Annotated in this window: 13 protein-coding genes; 7 read left to right on the top strand and 6 right to left on the bottom strand. The window is 60.6% G+C overall.

The window, feature by feature from the left end:
- The first annotated feature begins 17 nt into the window (after positions 1 to 17).
- Complete coding sequence (locus tag BVK86_RS25045) at positions 18 to 608, top strand: HD domain-containing protein (protein WP_075948933.1); 591 nt, start codon at positions 18 to 20, stop codon at positions 606 to 608.
- 147 nt (positions 609 to 755) lie between these two features.
- On the opposite strand, the gene BVK86_RS25050 is transcribed toward BVK86_RS25045, so the two are convergent.
- Positions 756 to 1,571, bottom strand: coding sequence for a UDP-2,3-diacylglucosamine diphosphatase (locus tag BVK86_RS25050; protein ID WP_046816861.1), 816 nt, complete (start codon positions 1,569 to 1,571; stop codon positions 756 to 758).
- 135 nt (positions 1,572 to 1,706) lie between these two features.
- On the opposite strand from BVK86_RS25050, the gene BVK86_RS25055 reads away from it, so the two are divergent.
- Together BVK86_RS25055 and BVK86_RS25060 are read left to right on the top strand one after the other, a co-directional pair.
- Positions 1,707 to 2,465, top strand: coding sequence for a helix-turn-helix transcriptional regulator (locus tag BVK86_RS25055; RefSeq protein WP_075948934.1), 759 nt, complete (start codon positions 1,707 to 1,709; stop codon positions 2,463 to 2,465).
- Positions 2,466 to 2,580: 115 nt separating this feature from the next.
- On the top strand, positions 2,581 to 3,474 hold the full coding sequence (locus BVK86_RS25060; protein WP_075948935.1) for a DMT family transporter: 894 nt from the start codon (positions 2,581 to 2,583) through the stop codon (positions 3,472 to 3,474).
- Here BVK86_RS25060 and BVK86_RS25065 read toward each other — a convergent pair.
- The 4 genes from BVK86_RS25065 to recQ all read right to left on the bottom strand — a co-directional run bounded on the left by BVK86_RS25065 (position 3,468) and on the right by recQ (position 8,299).
- Positions 3,468 to 3,755, bottom strand: a complete 288-nt coding sequence (locus tag BVK86_RS25065; protein WP_075948936.1) for an Rdx family protein — start codon at positions 3,753 to 3,755, stop codon at positions 3,468 to 3,470. The genes BVK86_RS25060 and BVK86_RS25065 overlap by 7 nt on opposite strands.
- Before the next feature lie 71 nt (positions 3,756 to 3,826).
- Positions 3,827 to 5,491 carry a motility hub landmark protein FimV gene (locus BVK86_RS25070; protein ID WP_075948937.1) on the bottom strand — a complete coding sequence of 555 codons (1,665 nt, stop codon included), beginning with the start codon at positions 5,489 to 5,491 and terminating at the stop codon, positions 3,827 to 3,829.
- Positions 5,492 to 5,618: 127 nt separating this feature from the next.
- Positions 5,619 to 6,053: a MarR family transcriptional regulator gene (locus tag BVK86_RS25075; protein WP_075948938.1), complete on the bottom strand. Its 435-nt coding sequence runs from the start codon at positions 6,051 to 6,053 to the stop codon at positions 5,619 to 5,621.
- 119 nt (positions 6,054 to 6,172) lie between these two features.
- Complete coding sequence (gene recQ, locus BVK86_RS25080; protein ID WP_075948939.1) at positions 6,173 to 8,299, bottom strand: DNA helicase RecQ; 2,127 nt, start codon at positions 8,297 to 8,299, stop codon at positions 6,173 to 6,175.
- Positions 8,300 to 8,623: 324 nt separating this feature from the next.
- Between recQ and BVK86_RS25085 the strand changes: the two genes are divergently transcribed.
- The 4 genes from BVK86_RS25085 to lapD all read left to right on the top strand — a co-directional run bounded on the left by BVK86_RS25085 (position 8,624) and on the right by lapD (position 12,682).
- On the top strand, positions 8,624 to 9,211 hold the full coding sequence (locus BVK86_RS25085; protein ID WP_056853071.1) for a UPF0149 family protein: 588 nt from the start codon (positions 8,624 to 8,626) through the stop codon (positions 9,209 to 9,211).
- Positions 9,212 to 9,221: 10 nt separating this feature from the next.
- A complete protein-coding gene (locus tag BVK86_RS25090; RefSeq protein WP_075948940.1) occupies positions 9,222 to 9,617 on the top strand; it encodes a YbaN family protein in 396 nt (131 codons plus the stop codon).
- 397 nt (positions 9,618 to 10,014) lie between these two features.
- Complete coding sequence (lapG, locus tag BVK86_RS25095) at positions 10,015 to 10,719, top strand: cysteine protease LapG (RefSeq protein ID WP_075948941.1); 705 nt, start codon at positions 10,015 to 10,017, stop codon at positions 10,717 to 10,719.
- 22 nt (positions 10,720 to 10,741) lie between these two features.
- Positions 10,742 to 12,682 (top strand): cyclic di-GMP receptor LapD, encoded by a 1,941-nt coding sequence (lapD, locus tag BVK86_RS25100; protein WP_075948942.1) that lies wholly within the window; start codon positions 10,742 to 10,744, stop codon positions 12,680 to 12,682.
- A gap of 185 nt (positions 12,683 to 12,867) precedes the next feature.
- On the opposite strand, the gene BVK86_RS25105 is transcribed toward lapD, so the two are convergent.
- Positions 12,868 to 15,958, bottom strand: a 3,091-nt coding sequence (locus BVK86_RS25105) for a type I secretion C-terminal target domain-containing protein (protein WP_139315804.1), incomplete at its 5' end; no start/stop codon positions are given.

The raw sequence follows: 15,958 nt of genomic DNA on the forward strand, positions 1-15,958 counted from the left end.
TCACCCGGGGATTGCCAATGAATGCCAACGCTCGATTCACCCACATGAAAGACGGCACCCAGGAAGACTGGGCAATCATCGCCGCGGATTTCAGTGCCTACGCCCGCCAGTTGCCGGCCCGAATCACGGCGCACCTGAAGCTACTGGAAGGTGATTTTGGCGGTTTTCCGGTGGATCGCCTGACCCACTCCCTGCAAACCGCCACCCGCGCCTGGCGTGATGGCCGCGATGAAGAGTACGTGGTGTGCGCCCTGCTCCACGACATCGGCGACACCTTGGGTTCCTACAACCACCCGGATATTGCCGCAGCGATCCTCAAGCCGTTCGTCAGCGCCGAGAATGTGTGGATGGTGGAGAAACACGGGATTTTCCAGGGCTACTACTTCTTCCATCACCTGGGCATGGACCGGCATTTGCGTGAGCAATTCCGCGACCACCCGCAGTATCAGGCGACCGTCGAGTTTTGTGCCAGGTACGATGCGGCGGCGTTTGATCCGGCGTATGACACCCTGCCGTTGAGCTTTTTCGAGCCGATGATGGAGCGGTTGTTTGCGCAGCCGAAGAACTCGATCTACAAGGCGGCGATGAAAGAGCATTCGACTGCCTGACAGATCCAGCGGGCCCGCTACGCGGTCCAATCGCGAGCAGGCTCGCTCCCACATGGGATCGGCACTGAACACCTATCTTGTGACCACCCAGGATCAACTGTGGGAGCGAGCCTGCTCGCGATAGGGCCAGTACAAGCCGAGCAGGTTTCAAGCCAGCTCTGCAACCTTCGCTGCCTTCAACACCGCCTCCCGCGCCTGCGCATCCGCCAGCCGATACAACTCGATCGTGCCGTCCCAATGCTCGATCAGCGCCGTGCACGACTCCACCCAGTCACCGCAATTGAGGTAATCCACCTCGCCGACCTTGCGGATCTCGGCATGGTGGATGTGCCCGCACACCACGCCATGCAGCTCACGCTTGACGCATTCATGGGCGATGGCTTCCTCGAAGTCGCTGATAAAGCTGACGGCGGTTTTCACTTTGTGTTTGAGATACGCCGACAGCGACCAGTAGCCGTAGCCGTAACGCGCACGCCAATGGTTGAGCCAGCGGTTGAGGGTCAGGGTGAATTCGTAGGCCGAGTCGCCAAGAAAAGCCAGCCATCGGTGGTAGCGGGTAATCACATCGAACTGGTCGCCGTGGATCACCAACAGGTGTCGGCCATCAGCGGTCACATGCACCGCTTCATCGACCAACTGGATATTGCCCAGAATCAGTTTCGAATAGCGGCGCAGGAATTCGTCATGGTTGCCGGTGACATAAATCACCTCGGTCCCGCGTTTGCTCATGGTCAGCAGGCGCCGGATCACGTTGGTGTGCGCCTGTGGCCAATACATGCCGCCGCGCAGTTTCCAGCCGTCGATGATATCGCCGACGAGGTAAATCTTGTCCGCGTGATAGCCCTTGAGAAACTGTGACAAGTGCTCGGCCTGGCAATCGCGCGTGCCCAGGTGCACGTCGGAAATCCACAAGGTCCGGACACGTTGCTTACGGCTGGGTTTGGCGAGCTCGGCGCTGGTCATGGGCAACCCTCAGGACAAGTTTTGGCAAGCTTGCGCCGGCCGGGTTAATGGCCCATGACAGCGCCGAGTCAGTCTTGTGACAGCGCGCTTAAGCCGCGCCGGTGTAGACTGGCGCCCAGAACCGGGAGACCCGCGATGAGACCGATCCTCACCCTGCGCCAATACACCGAAGACCTGATCGTCCACAGCCACGAACACGCGCAACTGGTGTTCGGATTGACGGGTGCACTGGATTTCGAAGTCGATGGGCGCGGCAGTCAGGTGGTTCAGCAAAGCTTGGTGGTGATTCCGTCCGGGTTTCATCACGCCTGCGGTAGCCCCAATGGCAGCCGTTGCCTGGTCCTGGACGTGCCCGACGATCAATGGATTGGCCAATCCCTGGGCGAGCATGCCGAGGCCAGTCGTCGCTTGCTCGACAACGCCGGTCGCTTGTCGCTGGATGCCGGGCAAAGCCAATTGGTCAGCTGGCTGGCCAACAGTCAGGTGGATGATCCGCTGATCGCGCAACAAGGTGCGGTGCTGTTGCTGGCCAGCCTGAACAAGGCCAGGCCCGACAGTGTCGGCGGTCGACGCCTGCCGTACGACGCGCTGAATGCGCACATTGACCAGTACGCCGCCTACCCGCTGCAAGTCGCCGACCTGGCCCGCGTGGCCGGTCTCTCCAGCGCTCGCCTGCATGCGCGGTTCGTCGCCGAATGCGGCCAGACGCCGATGGACTACATTCGCAGTCGACGCCTGCATAAGGCCGTTGCATTGTTGCGCAGTTCGGACCTGCCCATCGGCGAGATTGCTTCGCGGGTTGGCTACAGCTCCCAGAGTGCCTTTGCCGCCGCCGTGCTAAGGGAGTTCGGCACATCACCGGGAAAACTGCGGCGCGAGGCTGGCGACAAATAACAATAGTCCGGCGACAGACATGACGGATGTTTGCGCGTTCAATGCATGAACTGCCGAAGGCTGTGCCTACGTGATCGGCGTAGTGTCGATCGGATTGAGACTTTTAAGGATTGCCATGACTCCCCGTACCGCCCTTGGTGCCCTGCACATTGGCGCTCTGATGTTCGGCCTGACCGGTGTGTTCGGCAAACTCGCCGCCGCGTCACCCGCGATCATCGTCTTTGGCCGGGCTGTGTTCGCGGTGGTGGCGCTGGCATTCTTTGTCCGTTTTGCCAGCAATACCCGCTGGCAACGACTTGCAGCGGTGGATGTGCGTCGATTGTTGCTCAGCGGCTTGTTGCTGGCCGGGCACTGGGTGAGTTTCTTCATTTCCGTGAAAGTCGCCGGCGTGGCCATCGCGACGCTGGGCTTCGCCAGTTTCCCGGCCTTTACCGTGATCCTCGAAGGGCTGATTTTCCGTGAGCGAATCCGCGCCAATGAGATCGTGCTGGTGGCGCTGGTCAGTGTCGGGCTGGTGTTGGTCACGCCGGAGTTCGATCTGGCCAGCGGCGCCACGACCGGCCTGCTGTGGTCGGTACTGTCCGGGCTACTGTTTTCCCTCTTGTCCCTGACCAACCGCGCAAGCTCGGCACGGATCCCGCCGGTGCAGGCAGCGTTGTGTCAGAACCTGGTGGTCGGCTTGTGCCTGCTGCCGGCGGCGGCACCGCACTTGAGCGAGGTGCGCGCCATCGACTGGTTGTGGATCGGCCTGCTCGGTGTGTTCTGCACCGGTGTCGCCCACAGCCTTTTTGTTGCCAGCCTGGCGGTGATCAAGGCGCGTACCGCTGCGGTGGTCTTTGCCCTGGAGCCGGTTTATGGCATCACCATGGCCTGGCTGTTGTTCAATGAAAACCCGAGCCTGCGCATGCTGTTCGGCGGTGCGCTGATCATTGTCGCGATTGTGGTGTCGAGCAGGCTCTCTGGCGGTTCAAGTCGCAAAGTCGTAGCGGCGGAAGCGGCGTCTCACTGAGTGCGCTCGTTGTGCCCCAGGTCGCGGTCCGGGTCAATCTGATCGCGGACCCGCTGCTTGAGCACCTTGGCCTCGGGGAAGCCACCGTCAGCCTTGCGCTCCCAGATCTGCACATCGTTACAAAACACATGAAAGACCCCGCCCGTTCCGGGCACCAGGGACACTTTGCCCAGGTCGTCGCCAAAGGTACTGAGCAGTTCCTGCGCCAGCCAGGCGGCTCGCAATAGCCACTGGCACTGGGTGCAGTAGGTGATGATGATTTCCGGTTTGCTAACGGTCATGACAGGCAGATCTCTTGAGTCAGCGGGCGTCGCTATCATAATCATCTTCATCGCTGGCGATCTTTGGATTTTCAGCGAATACCGGCCAACAGACTCCGAGCCGTCTGTTTCAGCGGTTCCTCGGCGTCCCTGAGTAATTCGTTGAGCAGTGCGATGGCACTGTCGAGATCGCCGTCATCGATACAGGTCTGGGCCTGCTCCAGTTTTTCGGCGTTGTCAGGTTCGACCGGTTCCAGGTTGAGCGCCTCAAGCTCCAGCGAAGGGCCTGGCTCGCGGAATTCGTCGAGGAAACTGTCGTCCAGCGACCGGGAGGCGGGTTCGATTTCCCATTCAATCTCGGGTTCAGGCAATGCCGGATCGCTCGCTAATGGCGCGTCCGGCGCAACAGTGTCGATGAGTTCGATCAAGTCCCAGTTCGAATCCATCGCCAGGTCATTCGGGTTCAACGGGGACTCATCCATGGGCGCTGTCACCAAGGGTGTGACGACGGCGGCCAGCGGTGCAATGGGTTTCAATTTAGGATGGCTGGCACGAATGTCCTGGAGCTTTTGTCCATCGAACCCGGTGTCTCGCAGCGTGGCTTCCTGCGCATCATAGGCCGTGGTATCGCCCTGTTTACCGAGCACTTCCAGCAATTGCACGGCAAGATCAGTACGTTCCGGCTCTTTGGCCATCGCCTCTCGCAACAAATCGGCAGCCTCGGTAAATCGACCGTAGGCCAGATAGACCGCCACCTCCTCGAACACATCGCTGACCGGCAGTTCATCACTGTGCGCGGGAATCGATGAAAGCGCTGCTGTAGCGTTCTGCGGTTGCGCAGGCGGATGCGGCAGCGGCGCCTGGGGTGACGACGTCTCGATGGGGGCCTGCGCCGATTGCTGACTTCGCCACACGAACCAGCCAAGCAACACCAACCCCGCCAGCGCCAGCAATCCGCCAATCAACAGCCCGTTCGTGTTGGCCTGCTCAACCGCAATCGGCGCTGGCGCGACCACAACCGGGGCCGCTGGCTCCGATGCGGCGTTTTGTGCCTCTGCCAACCGGGTCTGTAGCTCGATAACCTGTTTTTTCTCGCCGGCAATCTGCTCATCCTGTGCTCGCAGCTTCCCGTTGAGCGCTTCGATGGTGGCTTGCAATTGCTGGACTTGCAGCACGCTGGCGGCCAGTTGCTCGGCCAGCGGGTCAGTGACAGGGACTACGGCGGATTGGGGTGCCGGTTTTGTTGGCGCGGGTGCGACGGGGGTCGCGCGCTGGACACTCGGAAAGGCAGAAGCGCTGCGATCGATCTCCGGTTCTTCATCGATCGGGACAATGCCCGGCGTTCCCGGAGGATCAATCAGCACGGTGTATTCGCGCAGCAAACGTCCGTTGGGCTGCTTGAGCTGCACAAGAAAATTCAGGAAAGGCTCATTGACGGGTTTGCTGGAGGTCACCCGGATCACATTGCGCTTGCCGCGCAGGATCGGCGTGAACTTCAAGTCGTTGAGAAAGAACACCCGGTCGACGCCAGCGCGACTGTACTCGTCAGCCGTTGCCAGGCTGACGGACAGTTCGCCCTCTTCCAGACCAGCGGCATCGATCAACGCAATTTCCGCACGCAGGGGCTGATTCAGCGCCGAATGCAGAGTGATATCACCCAGGCCCAGTGCCGGCGCCAACGCCGACCAAGTGACCGCAGCACCGCCCAGCAAATACCTGGCGCCAAACCGAACAACGACTCGCCAACTCTCTAGCATGAGCATCCCTTAACTAACCAAAACCCATCTGCACGCGTTCGCACATCCGGTACGAACACGATATTGCGCAGTAGTTCTTATAGTCGGCTCGACGCGCTATCTCAAAAACCTGGCGAAAGGTTATGCCTCAAGACTTTTCAAGGTTGGCCAGGATGTGCCCGTGAACCCGCATGCAGATCCGCAAATCCGCCTCATCGACACCGTCGAACAGCTCATGGCGCAGTTGGGTGGCAATGGTTTCAATCTGATCGATCAGAGGGCGCGCCGTGGCGCAGAGGACGATTTTTTTCGCCCGACGGTCTTCCAGCACCGATTGACGCTGAACCAGCCCCTGGCTTTCCAGGCTGTCGAGCAACCGCGCCAGGGTCGGCCCTTCCACGCCCACACTTTGTGCCAGTTCGCGCTGGGTCGGAGCTTGTTCGAAGCGTGCCAGGTGCAACAGCACCAGCCAGCGCGCCTGGGACAATCCGAGACCGGCCAGACGGCGGTCCAGTTCGGCACGCCAGCCGCGCGACATCTGGGCCAGTTGCATGCCAAAGCGGTGTTGATCGGTTAACGGCATAAAACACTCATGATTAGACTGAAATAGAGAAATGCTAATTATTAGTCAGCTAAGCATGGGCCTTGGCTGTAGGCAAGGCTTGTTCTGTACTGAATCGTTACATCAGTAGAACCCATGACTCAAATTTCGAATTCCGACTGTAATGCAGCCCGAACGCAGTACAAGACCCCTTCCGGCACTCGGCCTGCAAACAGTTCGGAAATCTCCGAAACCGCTGGCAACTCACCTTCGCCGTCGAGGAAAGCGTCCTGGACTTCGCCCATCAAGTCTTCCGGCAGATCCAGCGCCTGTTCCAGTGACAACTGCTGCTTGCCGATCGCTTCGGCAAGCAGGGTGTAGACGTTCTTTTCCGAGCATTGCAGTTGCCCGGCGATCTGCACCGGCGTCATGCCCGCGCGCGCCAGCGTGATCAGTTCGTGGCGTAAGTCGGCCACCACCTTGGGCGCCTCGGCCTGGCCACCGAGCACTTCGAGGAAGGCTTCGCCATAACGCTCCAGCTTGCGCGCACCGACGCCGCTGACCGTGGCCATTTCCGCCAACGAGGCCGGCTGGCTGCGCAGCATTTCGAGCAAGGTCGAATCGGGGAAGATGACGTACGGCGGCACGCCGTGCTCTTCGGCGAGTTTACGCCGCAGGGCACGCAACGCTTCCCACTGCTCGCGCTCTTCGCCACGCACCAATTGGCTCGCCTGGCTCTTGCTGCTCTTGACGGTGGTTTGCGCCTTCAGGTCGCGGCGCAGTTCCAGGGTCACTTCACCCTTGAGCAGTGGCCGGCAGGTGTCACTCAGACGCAGGCCGCCGTAGCCTTCATGATCAACATCGGCCAGGCCGCGAGCCACCAACTGGCGGAACAGCGAACGCCACTCGCTCTCGGCCCGCGCCTTGCCCACGCCGAACACCGACAGGTGCTGATGGCCAAAGCTGCGGACCTTTTCATTGTCCTTGCCGAGCAGCACATCCACCAGATGCCCGACGCCATATCGCTGGCCGGTGCGGTAGATCGCCGAGAGCGCCTGCCGCGCCGGTTCCGTCGCGTCCCAGGTCTGCACACCGTCGACGCAGTTATCGCAATGGCCGCACGGCTCGGGCATGCCTTCATCGAAATAGGCGAGCAAGGTCTGGCGGCGGCAGCGGGTTTCTTCGCACAGCGATAGCATCGCGTCGAGTTTGTGCTGTTCCAGACGCTTGTGGCGTTCGTCACCCTCGGAGTTCTGCAGCATCTGCTTGAGCATCACCACATCTTGCAGGCCGTAGGCCATCCAGGCATCGGCCGGCAAGCCGTCACGGCCGCCGCGCCCGGTTTCCTGGTAGTAGGCTTCCAGGGATTTCGGCAAGTCCAGGTGCGCGACGAAGCGCACGTTGGGTTTGTCGATACCCATGCCGAACGCCACGGTGGCCACCATGATCAGGCCTTCCTCGTTGAGGAAGCGCTTCTGGTTGTGCGCGCGCAAATCGTTGGGCAGGCCTGCGTGGTACGGCAACGCCGGGAAACCTTGCTCGCTGAGGAACGCGGCCACTTCCTCGACTTTTTTCCGTGACAGGCAGTAAACGATGCCTGCATCACTGCGGCGCTCGGCAAGGAACGCCAACAACTGCTTGCGCGGCTGTTCCTTGGGCACGATGCGGTAAAAAATGTTCGGGCGGTCGAAGCTCGACAGGAAGCGTTCGGCATTTTGCAGATGCAGACGGGTGACGATTTCTTCCCGGGTACGCTTGTCTGCGGTGGCGGTCAGGGCGATGCGCGGCACGTCGGGAAACATTTCCGCCAACTGCCCCAGTTGCAGGTATTCCGGACGGAAATCATGCCCCCATTGCGACACGCAGTGCGCTTCGTCGATGGCGAACAGGGCAATGTTCAGCCCTTGCAGGAAATTCAGCATGCGCGGCTGCACCAGGCGCTCCGGGGCGAGGTAAAGCATTTTCACTTCACCGCGCTTGATTCGGGCAGCCAGGTCTCGCTGTTGTTCGGCACTGAGGGTGGAGTTCAACGCTGCGGCGGCCACACCCAGTTCTTCGAGGGTCGCCACCTGGTCGTCCATCAACGCGATCAGCGGCGACACCACCACCGCCAGGCCTTCGCGCAACAGCGCCGGGACCTGGAAGCACAGGGATTTACCGCCACCGGTAGGCATCAGCACCAGGGCATCGCCGCCACTGGCCACGCGCTCAATGATTGCACCCTGACGGCCACGGAAACTGTCGTAGCCGAAGATGTCCTTGAGGACGCGTTGAGCCTGCTCGAGCATAGAAACTCCAAAAATCACCGAAACATCCCTGCAAGGCTGGTTCAGAACCCGCGACGCTGCACTGACAAATAGTAAGTGCGCATTGCATGACGCTTCACATCTCAGCCGAGAAACCAGCAGGGCATCACAAAACGCGCGAGTATACCCGAGGCCTACCTCGCGCAGGGCACCGCTGATAAGAGTGAGCGAACACGATCGCCTGCAGGAGCAGCCTTCTGCAACTTCTACAAGGAGCAGCGGTGGGCAAATATGCAGCGCGGCTGGCCCAAGCGCTCAAGAAGGCCTAGAATTCCCGCATCGAACATTCCCCAAGGTAGTCTTTTAATGTCCTTCGCTGAGCAACTAACCCGCCTGCAAGTCTTCCTCGACGCCGATGAACTGCATGACGAGGCGCTGGACTACGTGGCCGCACACGGCTACCTCACCGCGCTGTCGATCTGCTCCGAAGTCGTTCCGGATCGTGAGTGGATCGATGCCCTGTTTGCCGAAGAGCCGCATTACAGCAGCGAAGCTCAACGCGAAGAGATCGAAGCCACCCTGATCGGCCTCAAGGCCCACATCGCTCGCCAACTGGCCTCCGATGAAGAATTCGAGTTGCCGTGCGACCTGGACCTGGGTGAAGACCCGGATGATTCCGAGTTGCGCGGCTGGTGCATCGGTTTCATGGAAGGCGTGTTCCTTCGCGAAGAAGCCTGGTTCGAAACCGCCGAAGACGAAGTCAGCGAAATGCTGCTGCCGATCATGGTCGGTTCGGGCCTGTTCGACGAACAACCGGAGTTCTCCGACATTGCCGCCGATGCCAACCTGATGGACGACATGATCGTGCAGATCCCGGAAGCCCTGACTGCGCTGTACCTGCTGTGCAACGCGCCAGACGAAAAACCGGCGATCCTCAAGCCACGCCACCACTAAGGTCCTGCCTATGGACAACCCCATAGGCAACCGCTCCCTGATGTTGCGCTACGTGCTGCTGGCCATCGGCTGGCTGAGCGTAGCGTTGGGGGTGATCGGAATTTTCCTGCCGGTATTGCCCACGACGCCTTTCCTGTTGCTGGCGGCCGCCTGTTTCGCCCGCAGCTCGCCGCGTTTTTATCGGTGGCTGGTGAATCATCCTAGGCTTGGGCCGTGGATTCGTGACTACCTCGAGGGCAATGGCATTCCGCTCAAGGGTAAGGTTTATGCCATTGGGTTGATGTGGGTGAGCATTGTGTTTTCCTGCTATCTGGTGCCGATGGTTTGGGCCCGGGGGTTCATGCTGACCAGTGCGGTGTTGGTGACGATCTATATTCTCAGGCAGAAGACTTTGCGTAAGGTTTGAGGCTTGTTTGGGTTTGGGTTTGGGTACATATCCGTTGCTGTGGTTATGGCCACCCAGGGTTCCGCCCTTACGGCGGGTTACTTGGAAAAGCGCCAAGTAACCAAGCGCTTTTGCCCCTTTCGTTCGGTGCCTCGCTGTGGCTCGACATGCCCTCGCTCCGGTCCTGCTCCGTGGGCCCGCCGCCATCGCCAGCAAGCCGGCTCCTACAGTTGGATCGGGGGCATCTGGTAAAGATTGGTTGGCTGGTAGGGCGTCCTCACCGAAACCATAAGCCGCCATACCCGCAGCAACGATAAAAAAGACAAGTCGGCTACCAGACCGCCTCGACCCGACGACCAGCCCCACCTTTCAACAAACACCACCTAGACTTCACCAATCTGCATCCGAGCAGCCCGACATGCCCCGCGGTCCGCGTAGTCCAGGATGGCAAACGCCCCGACTTCGGTTCGGCGGATGGCTGCTGATCGCTTTCCTGCTGGCAGGACTGAACAGCGTCCAGGCTGACTGGGATTTTGCGCAGATCCTGCAAATCGCCGAAAAGCGCTACGGCACCCTCGGCCCACCGCGCGGGCGAATCGAAGCCTGGAGTCAGATGCTGCAGAGCGAACGCGACGCACCGGAGCGCGAGCAGTTGAGTGCGGTCAATCGCTTCTTCAATCAGCAACTGAATTTTCAGGACGACACCCGCATCTGGCGTCAGACCGATTACTGGGCCACGCCCGTCGAGGCCCTGATCAAGGGTGCCGCCGACTGCGAAGACTACGCGCTGGCAAAATATTTCAGCCTGCGCCAGCTCGGCATTCCCAGCGAAAAACTGCGCATCACCTACGTCAAGGCACTGGCTCAGAACCAGGCACACATGGTGCTGACGTTTTACAGCAGTCCCACCGCCGACCCATTGGTGCTGGACAATCTGATCGGCGACATCCGCCCCGCCTCGCAGCGCAAAGACCTGCTGCCGGTGTACGCCTTCAATGCCGAAGGCCTGTATTTGCCAGGAAAAAACGGTGGTCAACGCAGCAGCGACTCGAAAAAACTGTCGCGCTGGCAAGACGTCCTGCAAAAGATGCAAGCCGAAGGGTTCGCCGTGGGCGAGGGCTAATCGCTGGAGCAAGGAGCGATTCATGAAACTGCGCAATCAATTGTTTCTCGCCATCTGCCTGTTCTTGCTGGTGGCGTTCAGCGGCAGTTTTTTTGTCGGCCTGGAAAGCTCTCGCGAGCAGACCCTTGGCCAGTTGCGCGCTCACGCTCAGGATGCCGCCACCGCCCTGGGTTTATCACTGACCGCCCAAGTCGATGACCCGGCGATGATGGAGTTGATGGTCAGTTCGATTTTCGACAGCGGCTATTTCAGCAACATCCGCATCATCAGCACCGATAACCAACAAGTTCTGATAGAGCGCAGCGCCCCGGCGCCGATCAACGGTGTGCCTGGCTGGTTCGTCAGTCTGGTCAATCTGCGTCATGAGGGCGGCGATGCGCTGATCATGCGCGGCTGGCAGCAGGTGGCGCGGGTCGAAGTGCTGAGCAATCCGCAGTTCGCCCAGGCCAAACTCTGGGACAGTACCCTGGGCAGCCTGATCTGGTTGCTGGTGTGCGGAGTGCTCAGTGCCGTGCTCGGTGGCTGGCTGTTGCGGCGCCAACTTCGTCCGCTCGACAGCATGGTCCGCCAGGCCGAAGCCATCAGTAATCGCGAGTTCTTGAGCCTGCCGAAGTTGCCACGCACGCCGGAACTCAAACGTGTGGTGCTGGCGATGAACCAGATGGTCGAGAAACTCGCGGCGTTGTTCAGCGAAGAGGCGGCACGCAGTGAGAAGCTGCGCAGTGAGTCTTATCAGGACAGCCTGACGGGGCTGGCCAATCGGCGCTTGCTCGATGAGCAATTGGCTGACCAGTTGCTGGTCGCCGAACAAAACTGTGAGGGTCATTTGTTGACGCTGCGGCTCAACGACCTCAACGGCCTCAACCAGCGTCTGGGCGGTCAGCGGACCGATGCCTTGATCGGCGCGGTCGGCGAGTTGCTCAAGCGCCTGACGCGGTTGCCGGAGCGACGCACCTGGTTGGCCGCACGCAATCGCGGGGGCGAGTTCAGCCTGCTCACACCGGGTCTGGGTACAGTAGAGGCGACGCGCCTGGCCTCCGAGCTCAGTGCCACCCTGGAAAACCTGCGCTTGACCGGTGCCAGCGATTGCATGCCCGTCGCCCATTTGGGCGTCGTCGCGTACCACCCCGGCGAAGCCGCTACCGATGTGCTGTTGCGCCTCGATCAGGCGCTGACTGAAGCCCGCCAACGTCCCGAACGTCCTTGGGCGCTTGTGAGCTACCGCGAAAGCACTCCGAAACAATCCCATCACGACTGGCGAACCTGGATCGACGACGCCCTGGTCCAAGGCAAATTGCAGTTGCACTTTCAACCGGTGGTGCAATGCGCCGACACCCGTGAGGTGCTGCATCACAAAGTCCTCGCTCGCCTGCTCGACTCGCAGGGCCGGGCGATTGCCGCTGGGCAGTTTTTGCCGTGGATCGAGCGCTTCGGTTGGTCGGCGCGGTTAGACCTGGCGATGCTCGAAGCGACTCTCGACTACCTTGCGGTCAATCGCCGGCCGCTCGCCTTGAGTGTGTCTGGCGGCACCTTGCGCGATCAGTCGCAACTGAAGTTGATCGTCGACATGCTCGAATCACTGCCGGAACTGGCTCCGCTGCTGACCCTGGAAATCGACGAACGCCAACTGCCGCCTCCCGACGAGCTTCAACGAATGAGCCATAGCCTGCACAACACCGGCTACCGCGTCGGCCTGCAACACTTCGGCGGCAGCTTCAGCCAAATCGGCAACCTGACCCAGCTGGGCCTGGCGTATCTGAAAATTGACGGGGCCTATATCCGGCACATTGACGAGCAGCCGGATAAACGGCTGTTTATCGAAGCGATCTTCCGCGCGACCAACAGCATTGACCTGCCGTTGATAGCGGAAATGATCGAGACTGCGGGTGAGCTGGAAGCGATCAAGGCGTTGGGCGTGTTCGGCGCGATGGGACGGTTGATCGGGTCGCCGGAGCCGATGTGAATTTTTACCAATACACCGCGTTTTCGTTCATCGCGAGCAAGCTCCCTCCCACAGGTATTCGCGGCGAACACCCAATCCCGGTTCACTGAAAACCCTGTGGGAGCGAGCTTGCTCGCGATTGCGGTTTCACATTCAACAGTGAAGTTGACTGATCCAACGCGATTGCGAGTAGCCCGCTTTTCAGATCAAACAGTATCCACCTTCAACGAATGATCATTGAGCATCCCGTTGATGATGGTCGCCGTGTCCGCCCCCGCAATCACTCCACCCGCCCCCGGTGTGACGCCGTAATGGCTGGCCAGGTCGACACCAGCCAGGTCGATGGTCTGGTTCGGCGCTGCGCCGGCCATGCCGCTGACGTCGATGCTGGTGACCAATGAGGCGCCGCTGCCGCTGACGGTGAAGTGCAGGTAGTCATCGAGCGACGCGGCGGTACCGTTCTCCCCTTGCAGCAGTTGCGACAGGTCGAGTTTGTCGGTGCCCGGGGTGAAGTCGGTGATCACGTCGTGGCCGCTGTTGCCCTTGAGCCACTGGAAGGTGTCGGCGCCGCTGCCGCCGGTCAGGGTGTTGTTGCCCAGGCCGCCGATCAGGAAGTCATCGCCGCCCTCGCCCTTGAGTATGTCGTTGCCCAGGCCGCCGGTGATGATGTTGCTGTTGTTGTCGCCGGTGAGGTTGTCGTTGAAGTCCGAACCCACCAGGTTTTCGATGGCGGTCAGGGTGTCGGTGCCGGCGCCGAAAGTGTTCTGCGGCCCGAGCTGGCCGAGATTGACCGTCACCCCGGCGCTGGCATGGGCGTAGCTGGCGGTGTCGTTGCCGATACCGCCATCGAGCACATCGTTGCCCGCGCCGCTGAACAACACGTCATTGCCCGCATCGCCATGCAACGTGTTGTTGCCGTTGCCCGCGGTGAGCACGTCATTGCCTTCACCGGCATTGATGATGTTGTCACCGGCACCCGCCACCAGAGTGTCGTTGCCCGCAGTCCCGGTGAGGGTGTGACCGTCCTGATAGCTGATGCTCAGGTTGGCGCTGTCGCTGCCGCCATGGTTGTCACTGGCGGTGTAGGTGCCGTGGTAATCCGGGGTCGTGTCGTGGGCGCCGGAATAATCGAGCTTCATGGTCAACTGATAGTCTTCCGCTTTGCCTGCACCGCTGCCGCCACCGGTGTTGGTAATGTTCGTGACATGAATCTGATAAATGCCATCGGCGTTCGCCGTAATGGTCTGGCCATCGGCGAGGGCGATCCAGGCACCGCCATTGACGGAGTACTCCATGGTGATATGGCCGGCAGCCAGGTTGTGGTCGAGGTTGAGGGTTTCGCCCTGCTTGAGGTTGACGGTGATGCGGTCCTCATCGTTGGTGTTGGCCGCAGTGACCGGGCCCAGATAACCACTGATCACCAATAGAGCCGTCATGGACGCCGTATTGGCCGCGAACGAGCCACGCACGTTGCTCAGGCTCTGGTTGCTCGGCTTGACGCCGCTGCCGGAGAAATCGATCGCGCCGGTCCCGGTGAAGTCGGCACCTTTGGCGATCCAGCCCGTATTGAACGTGGTTGGCGAGGCTTTGAGCGGGTCGCCATCGGCGTCGGTATCGTTGGCCAGCAGCAATTCACCCGGCACCGTCACGCTGCCAGAAAGTACGTTGGTGATGATGTGATCATCGGTGGCCACCGGTGCGGCGTTCGGGATGACTTTGATCACCAGGGTCGAACTGGCGAGATCGCCGTCGTTGTCGCTGAGTGTGAAACCGATGTTTTCCGTGAGTACCACCGAAGTGGTTTTCTGCGACACGTAGTTGTATTCACCGGTGTCGAGGTTCACCACCAGCGTGCCCTTGTTGTCGGTGGCGATGCTCAGGGTGTTGTTGGCCGTGTTGAACGTGCCGTGGTTGGTGCCGCCGCTGAAGTTCAGCGAACCCTGGTTGCTGTTGCCTTTCGGATCGTAGGTGTAGGTCGTGCCGTCGACGGTGATGGTTTTGATGAAGCCGCCATCCGCTCCGAACGACCCACCCTCGCCCAACAGCGAACCGGTGACCGGTGCACCAATCACCGTGCCCGAGAGCACTGAGTTGAGTTGGCCAAGGTCAGTCACGATCACGGCGTTGGTATTGGTGCCCGTGCCAGTGCCGTCATACGCCAGCGGATCGAGGGAATCATTGTCGACGTTCTTGCCCAGGCCGATCGCGTAGTTCTTGATCTGATTCTCGGTAAGAAACTCTTTCCAGTTCGCCTCGTCTTGCGTCCCGATCGAACCTTCATTGGGTTTACCGTCGGAGAAGAAGTAACCGACATTCTGTGCGCCCGTCAGCTTGCCGTTGGTGTTGAACGCGTCTTGCGCCACATCCACCGCCGCGTCGTAGTTAGTGCCACCACCCGCTGTCAGGCCGGCGACGATCGCTTTGGCGGTCGCCACGTCGACCCACACTGAGGTCTTGTCGGTGGCACTGCTGCTGAACGTCACGATTTGCACTTTGACGTCGCCGAGGTCGTCGTACTTGTCGAGCAGAGCACTGATCGCCTGCTTGGCCAGCGCCAGCCGCGACAGGCCTGGCACACCGGATGCGTCGGCCATGCTGCCGGACACATCGATCACCAGCAGCAGGTTGGAGTCGATCTCGACCGCCGCCACCGAACGCTCCGAAGCCACCGCCTTGGGCACGTCGTCGACGATGTTGACTACGATGGTGCTGGTGGTGGTGTTGCCCAGCGCATCGGTAGCTTTGTAGGTAAACGTGTCGCTCAGGGTGTTGGGGCCATCGTTGGCACCCGGGGTAGTTTTCGGTGCCGAGGTCAGGGTGTAGGTGTAGGTGCCGTTGGGATTGAGCAGGATTTGCCCGAACGTGCCGTTGGCACTGCCGACCAGGGTGTAGCTGATCGCGCCAGCAGCGCCGCTGACCGAACCGACCAAGGTGCCGGACGCGGTTTCACCCGTGTTGCCCGGTTCGCTGCCGGTAACGGTACCGGCCGCCAGGTCCTGGCCGTCCTTGCTCAGATCGAGGGCTTTTTCGTAGACGGTTACATCGGTATCGGTGACCGCTTTGATGTTGCTGTTGCAGACATCGATGGTGATGGTGGTGGTGCTTTGATCGCCATCGGCATCGCGCACGGTGTAAGTGAAAGTGTCAGTAGCGCCTGGCGCGGCGACCGAGTTCGGGTTGCTGTGATAGACCGCATTGCCGTTGGCGTCGAGGGTCAGGTAGCCGTAGTTACCGTTGATCTGCGTATTGAGACCGCCGACTGCCGGGGTCGAAGTATTGCCACCGGCACGCACACCG

Source organism: Pseudomonas reinekei (assembly GCF_001945365.1).
Lineage (GTDB): Bacteria > Pseudomonadota > Gammaproteobacteria > Pseudomonadales > Pseudomonadaceae > Aquipseudomonas > Aquipseudomonas reinekei.